A 15,741-nucleotide genomic window follows, 5' to 3' on the forward strand; every position below is an offset into this window, starting at 1 on the left:
GATCGCCCCGCCATGTCCGCCCTGCCCTCGTTCGCCGAACTTGAAAACTCTGCCGAGTTCCATGCCCGTCACATCGGTCCCGACGCCCATGACGAGACGCTGATGCTCTCGGCCATCGGCGCCGCGTCGCGCGCCGCGCTGATCGATGCCATCGTCCCGGCCGCCATCAAGCGCGCCGCGAAGATGGACCTGCCGGATGCCGTGACCGAGTCGCAGGCGCTGGCCGAACTCAGGACGATCGCGGGCAGGAACCAGATCCTGAAGAGCTTCATCGGCCAGGGTTACCACGGCACCATCACGCCGGGCGTGATCCTGCGCAACATCCTCGAGAACCCCGCCTGGTACACCGCTTACACGCCCTACCAGGCCGAGATCTCGCAGGGCCGCATGGAAGCGCTGGTCAACTTCCAGACCATGGTCTGCGACCTGACCGGCATGGCCATCGCCAACGCGTCGATGCTGGACGAGGCCACCGCCGCCGCCGAAGGCATGACGCTGGCCGCGCGCATGGGCAAGAGCAAGAGCCAGGTGTTCTTCGTCGCCGACGACGTGCTGCCGCAGACGCTGGAAGTGGTGCGCACGCGCGCCGAGCCGCTGGGCATCACCGTGCATGTCGGCAAGGCCGAGGACGCCGGCAAGACTGAATGCTTCGGCGCGCTGGTGCAGTACCCTGGCGTGACCGGCGTGGTCCGTCCGCTGCAGGCGATCGCCGACGCGGTGCACGCGCAGGGCGGCCTGCTGGTCGCCGCCGCCGACCTGCTGGCGCTGACGCTGATCGCGTCGCCGGGCGAGCAAGGCGCCGACATCGCCGTGGGCACCACGCAGCGCTTCGGCATGCCCATGGGCGCCGGCGGCCCGCACGCCGCCTACATGGCCTGCCGCGACGAGTTCAAGCGCTCGCTGCCGGGCCGCCTGGTCGGCGTGTCCGTCGACTCGCACGGCAAGCCCGCCTACCGCCTGTCGCTGCAGACCCGCGAGCAGCACATCCGCCGCGAGAAGGCCACCTCCAATATCTGTACCGCGCAGGTGCTGCCGGCCGTCGTGGCCAGCATGTACGTCGTCTATCACGGCCCGCAAGGCCTGAAGCGCATCGCGCAGCGCGTGGCCGCCTACGCCGCCGTGCTGGCGCAGGGCCTGAAGGCGCTGGGACTGACGCTGGTCCACGAGACCTCGTTCGACACGCTGCACGTGAAGACCGGCGCGCACACCGGCCCGGTGCTGGCCGCCGCCGTCGCCGCCGGCATGAACCTGCGCCAGGCGAGCGACGACAGCATCAGCCTGACGCTCGACGAAACGACCACGCGCGCCGACCTGCAGGCGCTGCTGACGGTCTTCGCCGAAGGCAAGCCGGTCGCGGACGTCTTCGCGGGCGCTTCGGCCTCGACGCTGATTCCCGCGGCGCTGTCGCGTACCAGCGCCTACCTGACGCATCCGATCTTCAACATCCACCACTCCGAAACGGAGATGCTGCGCTACATCCGCCTGCTCTCCGACAAGGACCTGGCGCTGGACCGCAGCATGATCCCGCTGGGCTCGTGCACGATGAAGCTGAACGCGACCAGCGAGATGATCCCCATCACCTGGCCCGAGTTCGCGCAGGTGCATCCGTTCGCGCCGCAGAGCCAGCTGCAGGGCTACGCACAGCTCGACCAGCAGCTCACCTCGTGGCTGTGCCAGGCGACCGGCTACGCGGGCGTCTCGCTGCAGCCCAACGCCGGCTCGCAGGGCGAGTACGCGGGCCTGCTGATCATCAAGGCCTGGCACGAGTCGCGCGGCGACGCGCATCGCAAGATCTGCCTGATCCCGGAATCGGCGCACGGCACCAACCCGGCCTCGGCGCAGATGGTGGGCATGCAGGTGGTCGTCACCAAGTGCGACAAGGAAGGCAACATCGACCTGGCCGACCTGAAGGCCAAGTGCGAGCAGCACAGCGCCAACCTGGCCGCGATCATGATCACCTACCCCTCGACGTACGGCGTGTTCGACACGCACGTCAAGGAGATCTGCGCGCTGGTGCATGAACACGGCGGCCGCGTGTACGTCGACGGCGCCAACATGAACGCGCTGGTCGGCATCGCCGCGCCGGGCCAGTTCGGCGGCGACGTGTCCCACCTGAACCTGCACAAGACCTTCTGCATCCCGCACGGCGGCGGCGGCCCGGGCGTCGGCCCGGTCTGCGTGGTCGAGGACCTCGTGCCCTTCCTGCCCGCGCACCGCGCGGCCGGCCTGGGCGAGAAGACCGCCATCGGCGCCGTCTCCGCCGCACCGCTGGGCAACGCGGCCGTGCTGCCGATCTCGTGGATGTACATCCGCATGATGGGCGAGGTCGGCCTCAAGGCTGCGACCGAGACCGCGATCCTGTCGGCCAACTACGTGGCGGCGCGCCTGTCCGACCACTACGACATCCACTTCAGCGGCAACATCGACGGCGTCAAGGGCGGCGGCGTGGCCCACGAGTGCATCCTGGACCTGCGTCCGCTGAAGGACAGCTCGGGCATCTCCGCCGAGGACGTCGCCAAGCGCCTGATCGACTACGGCTTCCACGCGCCGACGCTGTCGTTCCCGGTCGCGGGCACGCTGATGGTCGAGCCGACCGAGAGCGAATCGAAGTTCGAACTGGACCGTTTCATCGCCGCGATGATCCAGATCCGCGAGGAAATCTCAAAGGTCGAATCCGGCGCCTGGTCCAAGACGGACAACCCGCTGGTCAACGCACCGCACACGGCCGAAAGCCTGCTCAAGACCGAGTGGGCCCACGGCTACAGCCGCGACGACGCCGCCTACCCGGTGCCGGCGCTGCGCCATGTGAAGTACTGGTCGCCGGTCGGCCGCGTGGACAACGTCTACGGGGACCGCAATCTGGTCTGCAGCTGCCCGCCGCTGTCCGACTACGAGTAATCCCTTTCGTTCGTATCGCCTAGCACGAGGAGGGAGATGGGGCCCTGTTTTCTCCATGTCCCCCGGCCGCTCCGCGGCCTCCTCCTAATACTTCCGAAAACAGGGCCCCATCCCCCTCCTCCACCAACGCCCTGCCCTGCGCAGACGTCGGGGGAGCGGGATCCACTTCGAGGTTCGCCATGGCAGTCTCCGTCTTCGACCTGTTCAAGATCGGCATCGGGCCGTCGAGCTCGCACACCGTCGGTCCGATGCGCGCCGCGCGCATGTTCGTGCAGCGCCTGCGGCACGAGGGCGTGCTCGACCGCGCCGTGCGCGTCGCCACGGCGCTGTACGGCTCGCTCGGCGCGACCGGCAAGGGCCACGGTTCCGACAAGGCGGTGCTGCTCGGCCTGGCCGGGCACGAGCCCGACACCGTCGACATCGAATCGATTCCCGGCATCCTCGAAGGCATCCGCAACGACAAGCGCATCGCGCTGGGCGGCGACCACGTCGTGGCCTTCGACGAAGCACGCGACCTCGTCATGTACCGACGCCAGAGCCTGCCGCTGCACGCCAACGGCATGCGGCTGATCGCCTTCGACGCCGAGGGCAACGAGATCCAGAACCGCGTGTACTACTCGGTGGGCGGCGGCTTCGTCGTCAGCGAGGAAGTGCTGGCCGACGGCAGCAAGCAGAAGCAGATCGCTCCGGACACCACCGTGCTGCCCTACCCTTTCAATTCGGGCGCGGAGCTGCTGGAACTGACGGAGAAGGAAGGCTGCTCGATCGCGGAGATCATGCGTCGCAACGAGCGCCACTGGCGCACCGACGAGGAGACCCGCGCCGGGCTGCTGAAGATCTGGCAGGTGATGCAGGAATGCGTCCAGCGCGGCTGCCGCACCGAGGGCATCCTGCCGGGCGGCTTCAAGGTGAAGCGCCGCTCGGCCGCGCTGTACCGCGACCTGATTGCGCATCCGGAGGCCGCGCTGCGCGATCCGCTGCAGGTGATGGACTGGGTGAACCTCTACGCGCTGGCGGTCAACGAGGAGAACGCCGCCGGCGGTCGCGTCGTCACGGCGCCGACCAACGGCGCGGCCGGCATCGTGCCGGCGGTGCTGCACTACTACGCGCGCTTCGTGCATTCGGCCAACGAGGACGGCATCGTCGACTTCCTGCTGACGGCCGCGGCGATCGGCATCCTCTACAAGGAGAACGCGTCGATCTCGGGCGCCGAAGTCGGTTGCCAGGGCGAAGTGGGCGTGGCCTGCTCGATGGCCGCGGCGGCGCTCTGTGCGGTGATGGGCGGCACGCCGGCGCAGACCGAGAACGCGGCCGAGATCGGCATGGAGCACCACCTGGGCCTGACCTGCGATCCGGTCGGCGGTCTGGTGCAGATCCCCTGCATCGAGCGCAACGCGATCGCGTCGGTCAAGGCCATCAACGCGGCGCGCATGGCGCTGCGCGGCGACGGCACCCACCACGTGAGCCTGGACAAGGTCATCAAGACCATGCGCGAGACCGGCGCCGACATGATGACCAAATACAAGGAGACCGCCCGGGGCGGTCTCGCGGTGAACATTGTCGAGTGCTGACACGCCGCCGACGTGTCAGAGGGGGAGGCCGATTCGCGTGCCCCGGCGGTACTGCTGGCCGGAATCAATCGCGAGTCAGGCGGCGAAAGCTGTCAGCACTCGAGCAAACGGTCGGTCCGGACTTCCCTGCCGGGCGCACGCCCTCTGATGGCGTCGCCCTGATCTCGGAAGCGGACCGGGATCGGATCAGCTTCAGTAGCTGATCGTCACGGTGACGGTGTCGGTGTAGCTGCCCGGCACGACGCTGGCCAGCGACGGGATGCGGCCGTAGACCGACAGCGACTGGGCCGAGCCCGAGCCGGTGCCGTTCTTGGCACTGGACGACGAGGTGCCGTCGCCCCAGACCGAGCTGCGGCCCGAGTCCAGGTACAGCTGATAACCCAGCGTGTCGGAGCCGCTCTTCATCGTGCGGCTGGTGAAGTTGGTCGCGCCGCCCGCGTTCGCGCCGGCGTTGAGCGCCACCGTGTAGGGCGTCGTGTTGGAGCAGGTGACGGTCAGCGTGGACGTGGCGTCCAGCGGCGTGCCGGCGACCAGCGGATCGATCGCGGAGCCGAAGTTCAGGTTGGAGCCGGACACCGTGCAGGAGCTCGTGATCGTGGCCGTCACCGGGAAGGTGTTGGTCACCGGCGTGGCGCCGCGCGCCTCCTGGACCGCGCTGAACATCAGACCGGCGCCGATGGCCAGGCTGCTCAGCAGCATCGCGGTCTTGAAACCGCTGTTGCGTTCCGCCCGGACCGCTTTCAGGTACTTGGTGGTGCTCATGTGGTGTCCCCCTGTTGATGGAACGAATCTTCCGTTTCAGGGCGTTTGGGCGGCAGACAGGCTTGCCGCATCGCGCGGTGCAGCGATGTCGGCAGGCCGCGTAGGCAATCCACCGACAGCTGACAGACGGTGGCAGCACAGGGCGCCGGGCCGGCGAACGGCACTGGCGGAACGCCCCCGCCCGCTGCTACAAACGCGTCCGTGTCGATTTCACGAAGGCCCGTCCGTCGTGGGGACGGACACCCTCCGATGGCCAACGAACCTCTGCCTTCCATGACATCCCACCTTGATCCGAAACGGCGCCGCTGGCTGGCGCTCGGCGTGCTCTGCCTGGGCGTGCTGATGATCGTGCTGGACACGACCATCGTGAACGTGGCGCTGCCCTCGATCCGCGCCGACCTGGGCTTCACCGAGACCTCGCTGGTCTGGGTCGTCAACGCCTACATGCTGACCTTCGGCGGCTTCATGCTGCTGGGCGGACGGCTGGGCGACCTCTACGGCCACCGGCGCATGTTCCTGGCGGGCCTGGCGCTGTTCACGGCCGCGTCGGCCGCCTGCGGACTGGCGCGCACGCAGGAACTGCTCATCGCGGCGCGGGCCGTGCAGGGGCTGGGCGGCGCGGTGGTGTCGGCGATCTCGCTGTCGCTGATCATGAACATGTTCACCGAGCCCGGCGAACGCGCCAAGGCCATGGGCGTCTACGGCTTCGTCTGCGCGGGCGGCGGCAGCATCGGCGTGCTGCTGGGCGGGCTGCTGACCAGCACGCTGAGCTGGCACTGGATCTTCCTGGTCAATCTGCCGATCGGTGCGGTCGTGATCGGGCTGTGCCTGTGGCTCATCGGGCGCGGCGGCCCGACCGCACCGGACGAGACGCTGGACTGGGCCGGCGCGGTGACCGTCACGCTGTCGCTGATGCTGGCGGTCTACGCGGTCGTCAACGGCAACGAGGCGGGCTGGACCTCGGCGCGCACGCTGGGGCTGCTCGGCACCGCGGCGGCGCTGCTCGCCGCCTTCCTCGTGCTGGAGACAAAGGTCGCGCATCCGCTGATGCCGCTGTCGCTGTTCCGGCTGCGGTCGGTGGCGGTGTCCAACGTGATCGGCGTGCTCTGGGCGGCGGCGATGTTCGCGTGGTTCTTCCTGTCGGCGCTCTATATGCAGCTGGTGCTGGGCTACGACGCGATGCACGTGGGCCTGGGTTTCCTGCCGGCCAACCTGATCATGGCGATGTTCTCGGTGGGCCTGTCGGCGAAGCTGGTCATGAAGCTGGGGCTGCGCAAGCCGCTGTGCGGCGGGCTGCTGCTGGCGGCGCTGGGCCTGGCGCTCTTCGCGCGCGCGCCGGCGGACGGCGGATTCTGGCTGGACGTGCTGCCCGGCATGCTGTTGCTGGGGCTGGGCGCGGGGGTCGCGTTCAACCCGGTGCTGCTGGCAGCGATGAGCGAGGTCGCGCCGAGTGAGTCGGGTCTCGCCTCGGGCGTGGTGAACACGTCCTTCATGATGGGCGGCTCGCTCGGGCTGGCGGTGCTGGCCAGCCTGGCGGCGGCGCGCACGGCGGAACTCGGCGCACTGGGCGCCGCGATGCCAGCGGCGCTGGCCGGAGGCTACCGCGTGGCGTTCGCCGTCGGCGCGATCTTCGCGGCGTCGGGCGGCTTGCTGGCCCTGTTGCTGCGCGAGCCCGCGCCGCAGGCCGGTGCGGCGGCACCGGTGGCGCCCCCCGGCTGAGCAGCAGTCATCGCGGCCCGTCAGGACCGCGACGCCGCGATCATTCGGCGGCGATCATTCGGCGGTCACCCGACGGTCACTTCCCCAACAGCGGCCACACGTACTTCACAGGCACCGCGTAGGTGATGCCGCTCGGCGCGCTCAGCGCCGATTCACGCGTGCCCTTGAGCACCACCATGTTGATGACGCCCACGACCTTGCCGGTGCGGACGTCCAGCAGCGGACCGCCGCTGTTGCCCGGGTAGGCCGTCGCGTCGAGCTGCAGGAACTCCATCGCGCCTTCGCGCAATTGGCGCACCGCGCGCTCGGACAAGGTGTTCGACGTCGGCGCCGGCAGCGCCGCGCGCGTGATCGCGGCCACGGTGCCGCGGTGCGTCGCCATCGTCACGCCCAGCGCCGTGCCGATCGGATAACCCATCAGCGCGATCGCGGCGCCTTCGCGCACGACCTGCTGGTCGCCGTCAGCCTCGGCCAATGACAGCACGTCGACGAGCGCGCCCTTCTCATCGGCCAGTTCCAGGATCGCCAGATCGCGCGCCGTGTCGCGTCGCAGCAGCTTCACGGCCCGCAGCTGCGGCTGGCCGGATGCGTTGCCCGCTGCGGGCACCATGATCATGAGGTCCTTCTCGATCGGATTCGGGATCACGTGCGCGCAGGTGACGATGCGCCGGCCGTCGCCCACCGCGAAACCGGTGCCTCGGAAGCTGAAGCGCGGGTTGTCGGTCGCCGCGAAGGTCCCCACCGCTACCACCGCCTGCCGGCTGCGGTCGATCAGGTCGGGCAGCGTGTTGGACATCTCCTGCGCGCGCGCCGGCGCGGACGCGCTGAGCAGGCCGGCCAGACCCAAGGCGCCGCCGGCGGCCAGCGCCAGCAGATCGCGGCGACGCGTTCCGCCTGCGCGAGCGGCGATGGGCTCACTCGTCGCATCCCTCTTCGGATCGAACAGCGAATCGAACATCGGATCGGTACAACCAGTCATGCGGCCAGGTCCTTCGTCGTGGTGCCCATCTCCAGCGTGGAGACGAAGCTGCGCCAGTGGCGGTCGGGTTCGTCGATGCGGAAGCCGTAGAAAGTCCCCTGCTCGGTGTCCTTGCGCCGCACCGCGCGCGCGGTGACGTGCGCAGTCTCGTTGTGACCGAGCTCGATATCCACCGTGCCGTCCTGGTTCAGCGGGAGGTCGTGATCGCACTCGGCCTGGAAGCCGTGCGCCGACACCTCGATCACGTCCAGGTCGAAATGGCCCAGCTGGCTGTCGTTGGCCGCGCGGATGTCGAGGTGGCCTGGGCAGCGGATCGAGTAGCGCGGGTATTGCCGCAACGAACGCCCCAGGTCCTGCCCCCCGCCGCTGAGCATCGGCAGCACGTCGCGGAACTGCGCGTCGTCCCGGTACACCGACCACAGCAGCGCCTTCTTGCGGTCGTCCATCGTCGAGAAGACCGGCACGACGCGGTTGAAGAAGTGGTCCAGCAGGGCCGGTGTCATGACCGGGTCGTTGGTCGTGTGGAAGCGGCGCTCCGGCAGCCGGATGTTGGGCAGCCGGTGACGGAAGAAGTAGTGGTGCAGGTTCTTCTCCGGCCGGCGGCCGCGGTAGCGGCGCTCGAACAGCGCATCGGCCTCGTGCAGGTCCAGCGTCGCCCCCACGGCCGGCGCGCCGTTGGCGAAGTCGTACTCCGCCACCGTCTGCTCCCGCAGTCGCGTGAAGGACAGCAGCGCCTCGTACAGCTCGATCTTGTCGGGGTTCACGGCGATCACCAGGTGCCGGGTGTCGAAGTACTCGGTGCAGTACTGGTGCATGAACTTCATCAGCGGGAACAGGATCGCGCCGCCGGTCTTGCGGAAGGCCGGCGCGACCGCCAGCGCCGAGATCTCCGCGACCTTGCCGCCCTTGGCGCGCACGCCCTCGAGGTCGAAGACCGACTGCAGCGGGAAGCCGAAGACGCCTTCGCGCACCATCGAGATCGTGCCCACCACTACGCCGTCGTACTTGGCGCACAGCGTCGTGGTCGTCGGCAGCGCGTGATAGATCGTCACGCGCATGCCGCTGGGGTCGGGCTTCATGAAGCCGCTGCCGACGTAGGCGTCGTGCAGGATGCGGAAGCAGGCGTCCAGCTCCTCCTGCGTCTCCGCGACCTTCAGCTCCAGGCGCTCGGACGGCGCGGGATCGCAGTCCACCATGCGGCGGTAGACCGCGAAGCGCATCGGCTTCGGCAGCGAGGAGAACAGGCGCCGCAGCCCCTGATGGAGCCGCTTGCGCAGGCTGGATCGTCGAATCTGGCTCATGACCGTCCCCTCCCCGGGCGCGGTGTTGCCGCCGTCACACGATCCGCGCGGCGATCGACCTCAGGGTCGGGCGCCTCAACGGATCGCGGCCTGCAGCTTGCGCACCTCGGCTTGTTGCTCGAAATTCGGTCCCAGGTCCGCCAGGCGCTTGAGTTCCGCCTCGGCCTCGCCCTTGTTGCCGCCGGCCACGTACAGCTGCGCCAGGCGCAGCCGGTACGCCGCCGTGGTCGGCGCCTGCTTCACGACATCCTTCTGCACCTCGATGGCCTTGGCGTTCTGCCCCTTGGCGGCGAGCGCCTCGGCCAGCGTGTCCATGTACGGCGGCACATTGGGACGCAGCTTGTTCGCTTGCTGGGCAAATTTCAAGCCCTCGTCCGCCTTGCCGGCCCGCAGCCGCAGCCAGGCGACGTTGTTGGCCGCCGCGGCATTCTCCGGATTGGCCGTCAGCACCGCCTGGTAACGCTGCTCGGCCTCAGGATAACGGCCGGCGTTCAGGGCCACGTCGCCGAGGTGATACATGAACAGCTCGTCCGACTTGAACTTCGCCAGGTAACCGGCGGCCCAGCGATCCGCCTCATCCTTCTTGCCGGATTCCACCAGCGCGCTGTGCAGCGCGATCGCGAGCTCGGTGTTGGGCACCGTCGCGCCGGCCTCCACGGCCAACTGGTCCGCCTTGCGGTAGGCCGCGATCGCGGCCGGCAGGTCCTTGCGCGTGCGGGCGACGTCGCCCTCGAGCTTCCAGCCCAGGCCGAATTTCGGCTGCGCCGTCTGCAGGGCCTTGGCCGTCGTCGTTGCCAGGTCCAGCAGGCCCAGCTGCAGGCTCTTGTCGACCACCTTGCGGGCCAGTTCCCCGTCGCCGGGCGCGATGGCTTGCGCACGCTTGAGCGCCGCGGTCGCCGCGGCCTTGTCGCCCGCCTGGGCATGGAGATCGGCCAGCCGCAGCGGGCCCAGCGGCGAGCGCGGCTGCAGCGTCGCGACCTTGTTGAAGCTGCTGATCGCCTGCTGCCGGTCGCCCGTGGCGGCCTGCACCTGCCCCAGCAGGTCGACGAGCGACGGATTGTCCGGGCTCGCCGTCACGCCTTCCTGGGCCAGCGACAGCGCCGTCTTGAAGTCCTTCTTCTCCATCAGCAGGCCGACCGCCGCCTGACGCGGCGCCGCCTCTTCAGGATGCTGCTTGGCGAGCTCGACCAGGCGCTTGACCGCCGCGTCCTTGTCGATCAGCTGGTGGGTCAGCTTCAGGCCCAGGATGGCCATCTCGGCGCGCAGGTTCTTCGGGTCGGCCTTGAGCACCACCTCGTAGCGCTTGACGGCCTGTTCGGCCTTGCGATCCTGCAGGTCCTGCGCCGCGAGGCTGTTGGCGGCGGTCATCGATGCCGGGTCGCGCTTGACCGCTTCCTCGAAGCCGGCCCGCGCCCCCGCGCGGTCGCCGCGCAGCAATGCCAGGCGGCCGCGCAGCTCGGACGGCGTCGCCGACTGGGGATCCTTCTTCTCCAGGGCCGCGATCGCCTGCGACGCGCCCTCGCTGTCCTTCTTGCGCGCCAGGACGCTGATCAGCGCGATGTCGGCCAGCGTGCCCTTGTCCTCGGCCGCCAGTTTCCGCAGCGCCGTCAGTCCGGCGGCTTCCTGGCCCTTCTGGATCTGGTTGAGCGCCAGCCCGACACGGCTGCGCACGTCGTTGGGATTGGCCTCGGCGGCGCGCGCCAGGAAGCGTTCCGCTTCCGCGCCCTGCCCTTGCTTGAGGCGGATCTCCGCGGCCAGCGCGAGCGCCTCCGAGGCGGTGGCCTTCGCGTCGAGCGCGGGTTGCAGCGTCGTCATCGCCTGCTCGGCGTCGCCGCCGCGCAGCTGCAGCTGGGCCAGCGCGACCCGCGCCGACTGGGCCTCGGGCGTCGTCTGGATGATCTTGCTGTATTGCGCCTCGGCCTGGCGCAGGTCGCCGTTGGCCTGCGCCACGCGGCCGGCCAGGAAGAGCGCGCGCTCGTTGGTCGGCGCCGCCTTCAGCAAGGCCTGCGTGAGGTCGGTCGCCTCCTTGACCTGGCCCGAGTCCATCGCGAAGACCGCGCCGTAGTAGTAGGTCTGCGGATGCTGCGGCGCCGCCGCCTTCATCGCGGCGACGGCGTCCTTGGCACCGGCCTTGTCGCCGGTGCGCATCAGCTGGTTGATCAGGCCGGCATGCGCGCCGACCAGCTTCTTGTCGATCTCCAGCGCCTTGCGGAAGCTCGCGACCGATTCCGCCGACGGGGCTTCCGCCAGCACCTGCAGCTCGCCCTTGAGCTGCCAGGCCTCGGCGGACTTCGGCGACTTCTCGAGGATGCGGTCGACCTCGGCGCGGGCCTCGGGCAGCTTGCCCTCGCTGGTCAGCAGGCGCACGTTGACCAGCCGCACCGCGGCGCTGTCGGGGGCCGCGCGCAGCGCCGCATCGGCGGCCCGGCGCGCATCGGCCATCTTCTGCTTGGCGACATAGGCGCCGACCAGCGTCATCTGCAGGTCGGCCTCGTCGGCGGCGTTCTGCAGATGGGCGTTGCCGTAGCGGCCGAGCAACTCGTCGACCTTGCCCTGCATCAGCAGCAGGCGCACCTGCAGCGCGACCAGCGCGTCACCGCTGAAGCCCTGCGTCTTGGCCTTGTCGGCCTCGATCGCCGCGCCGGCGACATCGCCGCTGTCCAGCAGCGCCTTGGCGAGCAGGAAACGCGCCTCGGCCAGCGTCTCGTCCTTCTGCAGCGCGTTCTTGAGCTGGATGATCGCCGCCTTGTTGTCCCGCTTCTCCAGATGGCCCTTGGCGGACTTCACCAGGTCCTGCGCGGACTCGCCGAAGCAGCCCGCCAGCAGCAGCGCCGAGCCCAGCGCCAGCGCGGTGGCGCCGCGCTGCAATGCGCGACGGCCCTGACGGCCATGACAGGGTTGGCCGGCGTCCTCCACGCCGAGCGGTCCGGACATCTTGGTGTTCTCAGGCTTGCGGGACATGCGTCGTCTCTTTCGCTGTCGGATGGTCTGTGGGTGTTGAGGTTCAGGCCTTGACGCCGAGGCGGGCCATCAGATCGTACAAAGTCGGCCGGCTGACCCCCAGCAGGTCGGCGGCCTTGGCGATGTTGCCGTCGGTGCGCGACAGCGCGGCCACGACCGCCTGGCGCTCGGCGCGCTCGCGCACCGTGCGCAGGTCGAGGTCGGTGGCGTCCACCGGCGTTTCGCCGCCGGCCGGGACCGGCAGGTTGAGGTCGTCGGCCGTGATGCGGTCGCCGTCGGCCATGATCGACGCGCGCTTCATGACGTTCTGCAGTTCGCGCACGTTGCCGGGCCAGCGGTGGGCCTCGACGGCGCGGATCGCGTCGTCGGCCAGGCGCAGGATCGGGCGGCGCTGCTCCGACGAGAAGCGCCGCAGGAAGGCATGGCTCAGCAGCACCGCATCGCCGGCGCGGTCGCGCAGCGGCGGGATGTCGACCACGATCTCCGCCAGGCGGTAGAACAGGTCTTCGCGGAACAGGTTCTGTTCGATCTTGGACTTCAGGTCCTGGTGGGTCGCGCCGACGATGCGCACGTCGACTGGGATCTCCTGGCGACCGCCCAGACGTTCGATGCTGCGTTCCTGCAGGAAGCGCAGCAGCTTGGCCTGCAGCGGCATGGGCAGGTCGCCGATCTCGTCGAGCATCAGCGTGCCGCCGTTCGCGGTCTCGATCTTGCCGACCGTCGTCTTGGTCGCGCCGGTGAAGGCGCCGCGCTCGTAGCCGAACAGCTCGCTCTCGAGCAGCGCCTCGGGGATGGCCGCGCAGTTGATCGCGACGAAACGGCCCTTGCGCTTGGACGCGTCATGCAGCGACTGCGCCAGCACTTCCTTGCCGGTGCCGCTCTCGCCGAGCAGCAGCACCGTGGCATCGCTGCCGGAGACGCGCTCGACGGTGCGGCAGATGCGCTGCATCTGCGCGTCGCGCGTGATCAGCTTGCCGGTGGGCTCGCCGTCCTGCTGGGTGAGCAGCCGCTGGTTCTCCTGCTGCAGCTCGTGCAGGCGCATCGCGCGCTCCACGGTCAGCACCAGCACGTCCGGATCGACCGGCTTGGCCAGGAAGTCGTACGCGCCCATGCGGATCGCGCGCAGCGCGTTGGCCTGGTCGTTCTGGCCGGTCAGCACGATGACCTTGGTGCCGGGTTCGAGCTCGATCAGTTTCTCGAGGAGCTTGAAGCCCTCGGAGGTCGAGTCCTGGTCGGGCGGAAGGCCCAGATCCATCGTGACGACGGGCGGCTTGTGCCGACGGAACTGCAGCACCGCGCTGGCGACGTCGTCGGCGGTGACGGATTCGAAGCGGTCCATCGACCACTTGAGCTGCTTCTGCAACGCGAGGTCGTCCTCGACGATCAACAGTGTGGGCGGTTGAGCGCTCATCGCGCCTCCACCAGACCGGCGTCGCTGCCCGACTGGGCAAAGAACAGCGGCAGCAGGATGGTGACCTTGGTGCCCTTTCCAGGCGCGCTTTCCACGATGATCTTTCCTCCGAGTTCCTGCAGGTACTGGTAGCTCTCGTAGGCGCCGATGCCCATGCCCGCCGCCTTCGTCGTCTGGAACGGCTTGAACAGCCGTTGATCGATGAACTCCTGCGACATGCCGCAGCCAGTATCTTCCACTTCCACCTGCGCGTGGCTGCCCACGCGCTGCAATCGCAGCGTCACGCGGCCGTCGATCGGCGTCGCGTCCAGCGCGTTCTGCACGACGTGCCCGAGCACGCGCTCGATGCGTTCCTCATGACCGCGCGCGCTGACCTCGTCGCGCAGCTCCAGCTCCAGCGCGCGGCCCTTGCTCACGGCCGCCGCGGCCAGCCGCCGCGCGATCGCCGTCAGCGCCACGCCGCCGGCGCTGCCGTGATGCGGCTTGTCGCCCTCGCGCAATTGCAGCATCAGCTGACGCATCTTCTCCAGCGAGTTTTCCACCGTGTCCAGCATGTCCTGCTGGAACTCCGGGTTGTCTCGCAGCCGCTTGGCGTTCTTCATCATCAGCGACAGCTGCGTGACGATGTTCTTGAGGTCATGCACGACGAAAGCCGACATGCGGTTGAAGGCCTCGAACTTGCGCGCCTCCAGCAGCGCTTCAGCGGCCTGCATCTGCGCGAGGTAGCTGGCCGCCTGCTGGGCGGCGGTGCGCAGCAGGTCGCGCACTTCCCAGTTCAGCTCCAGGCGCGTGCGCGGCTGCCCCAGGATCACCCAGCCGGTCAGCGCACCCGCGTTGATCAACGGGATCAGCAGCCAATGACGCGCATCGCCGGCGATCGCATCGGGCAGCGGCGCATGTTCATAGGCGGCCGGATCGCGGCGCCATTCGTCGAGGTCCACGATCCACGCGCGCTCCTGCAACAGCCGCAGCAGCGGTTCGTCGGCGGTGAGCGGCTGGCGGTCGTCGTTGAGGTTCCAGCGCGCGGCCTGCTGGTACTCCGCGGATGCGGCCGTCGCGGGTGTCCGGCGCAGCCACAGCGCGCCGGCAGGGCTCTCCACCAGATGGGCCAGCCCGCGGATCACCGATTCGCCCAGCTCCGCCGGCGACGCGCTGGCCGACAGCATCGCGGTGAAGCGCAGCCATTCCTGCCGGTAGTCGTAGCGGTAGCTGAAGAAATGCTTGCTGATGTAGACCCGCAGCTTGGCGCGCAGCGAGCCCGACAGTCCCATCGTCAGCAGCGCCAGCACGCCCACCACGAGCAGCACCTGCTGCAGCGCCCGGCCCCATTCGCCGCCGGTGTAGCGCACGTAGTAGCCGATGCCGGACACGCCGAGCAGGTACACGCCGACGATCAGCAGCGTCGCCGAGTGGAAGGCCGCGGTGCGCGAGACATGGAGCTTGTCCAGCCACTTCTTGTGCCGGCGGCTGGCCAGCCACAGCAAGGGCACGGCCAGGCTGTGCACGGCGGCGCGCACGCTGAGGGCGTCGCCGTCGAACTGCGCGAAGAGCGAAGCCTGCGAGAACACGAACACGTCGAACGCGAAGACCGCGCCCAGGCCGAGGCTGACCGGCTTGGCGTTCCAGCGCGCGTCGCTGTCGATGTTGCGCAGCATCTGCTCGATCAGCACCAGCCCGAACACGCCCAGGCCCAGCCAGGCCATGGTCATCGGACGCTGCATCGCGGCCAGCGGCGCGTCGCCCCAGTAGCGCCACAGCGGCAGCGCGACGGCAGCCACCACGCCGGCCCACGCCAGCCATTGCAGCGGCCGCGCGACGCCGGCGCTGCGCGCGCGACCGTCGTCGTCGCGCGACTCGATCAGCGCCAGGATGAAGGAGAACCACGCGCCGTAGCGCAGCGCGTCGCAGATGGGAAGGAGGAGGAGCGCGGGCCACTCGTGGCCGCCGACCCAGCCCTGTTCGACCGCGGCGTCAAGGCCGGCCCACAGGGCCGTCAGCAGCAGCGCGGCCTGCAGCCGCAGCGCGCGGCGACGGTGCTGGCCGAACTGGGGCAACACCACGACCGCCAGGGCCAGATGCGCAAATACCGCGACGATCCCCGACGCGGCGCCGAGGCTCAGGGTGTTGGCCCACATGGAT

The 15,741-nt window shown here is 69.4% G+C and carries 9 protein-coding genes; 3 read left to right on the forward strand and 6 right to left on the reverse strand.

From position 1 onward, the window contains the following. Window positions 1-12 precede the first annotated feature (12 nt). Together gcvP and ABE85_RS10975 are read left to right on the forward strand one after the other, a co-directional pair. Window positions 13-2,898, forward strand: a complete 2,886-nt coding sequence (gcvP, locus tag ABE85_RS10970; protein WP_067273895.1) for an aminomethyl-transferring glycine dehydrogenase — start codon at window positions 13-15, stop codon at window positions 2,896-2,898. 179 nt (window positions 2,899-3,077) lie between these two features. After that, a complete protein-coding gene (locus ABE85_RS10975; RefSeq protein ID WP_067273898.1) occupies window positions 3,078-4,469 on the forward strand; it encodes an L-serine ammonia-lyase in 1,392 nt (463 codons plus the stop codon). Window positions 4,470-4,661: 192 nt separating this feature from the next. On the opposite strand, the gene ABE85_RS10980 is transcribed toward ABE85_RS10975, so the two are convergent. Continuing rightward, window positions 4,662-5,231, reverse strand: coding sequence for a spore coat U domain-containing protein (locus tag ABE85_RS10980; RefSeq protein ID WP_082938532.1), 570 nt, complete (start codon window positions 5,229-5,231; stop codon window positions 4,662-4,664). Window positions 5,232-5,504: 273 nt separating this feature from the next. Here ABE85_RS10980 and ABE85_RS10985 point away from each other — a divergent pair, with 273 nt between their 5' ends. Then, window positions 5,505-6,950, forward strand: coding sequence for an MFS transporter (locus ABE85_RS10985; RefSeq protein ID WP_067282456.1), 1,446 nt, complete (start codon window positions 5,505-5,507; stop codon window positions 6,948-6,950). A gap of 76 nt (window positions 6,951-7,026) precedes the next feature. On the opposite strand, the gene ABE85_RS10990 is transcribed toward ABE85_RS10985, so the two are convergent. The 5 genes from ABE85_RS10990 to prsK all read right to left on the reverse strand — a co-directional run bounded on the left by ABE85_RS10990 (window position 7,027) and on the right by prsK (window position 15,737). Beyond that, window positions 7,027-7,929, reverse strand: a complete 903-nt coding sequence (locus ABE85_RS10990; RefSeq protein WP_082938533.1) for a serine protease — start codon at window positions 7,927-7,929, stop codon at window positions 7,027-7,029. Further along, complete coding sequence (locus ABE85_RS10995) at window positions 7,926-9,230, reverse strand: PilZ domain-containing protein (protein ID WP_067273902.1); 1,305 nt, start codon at window positions 9,228-9,230, stop codon at window positions 7,926-7,928. The genes ABE85_RS10990 and ABE85_RS10995 overlap by 4 nt, the downstream gene beginning before the upstream one ends. A gap of 75 nt (window positions 9,231-9,305) precedes the next feature. Next, window positions 9,306-12,191 (reverse strand): XrtA/PEP-CTERM system TPR-repeat protein PrsT, encoded by a 2,886-nt coding sequence (prsT, locus tag ABE85_RS11000; protein WP_067273907.1) that lies wholly within the window; start codon window positions 12,189-12,191, stop codon window positions 9,306-9,308. Between the two features lie 43 nt (window positions 12,192-12,234). After that, window positions 12,235-13,602, reverse strand: a complete 1,368-nt coding sequence (prsR, locus tag ABE85_RS11005; RefSeq protein ID WP_067273910.1) for a PEP-CTERM-box response regulator transcription factor — start codon at window positions 13,600-13,602, stop codon at window positions 12,235-12,237. Further along, window positions 13,599-15,737: an XrtA/PEP-CTERM system histidine kinase PrsK gene (prsK, locus tag ABE85_RS11010; protein ID WP_067273913.1), complete on the reverse strand. Its 2,139-nt coding sequence runs from the start codon at window positions 15,735-15,737 to the stop codon at window positions 13,599-13,601. Before prsK ends, prsR begins: the two co-directional genes overlap by 4 nt. Window positions 15,738-15,741 lie beyond the last annotated feature (4 nt).

It is taken from the genome of Mitsuaria sp. 7, assembly GCF_001653795.1.
In the GTDB taxonomy this organism is placed as follows: Bacteria; Pseudomonadota; Gammaproteobacteria; order Burkholderiales; family Burkholderiaceae_C; genus Roseateles.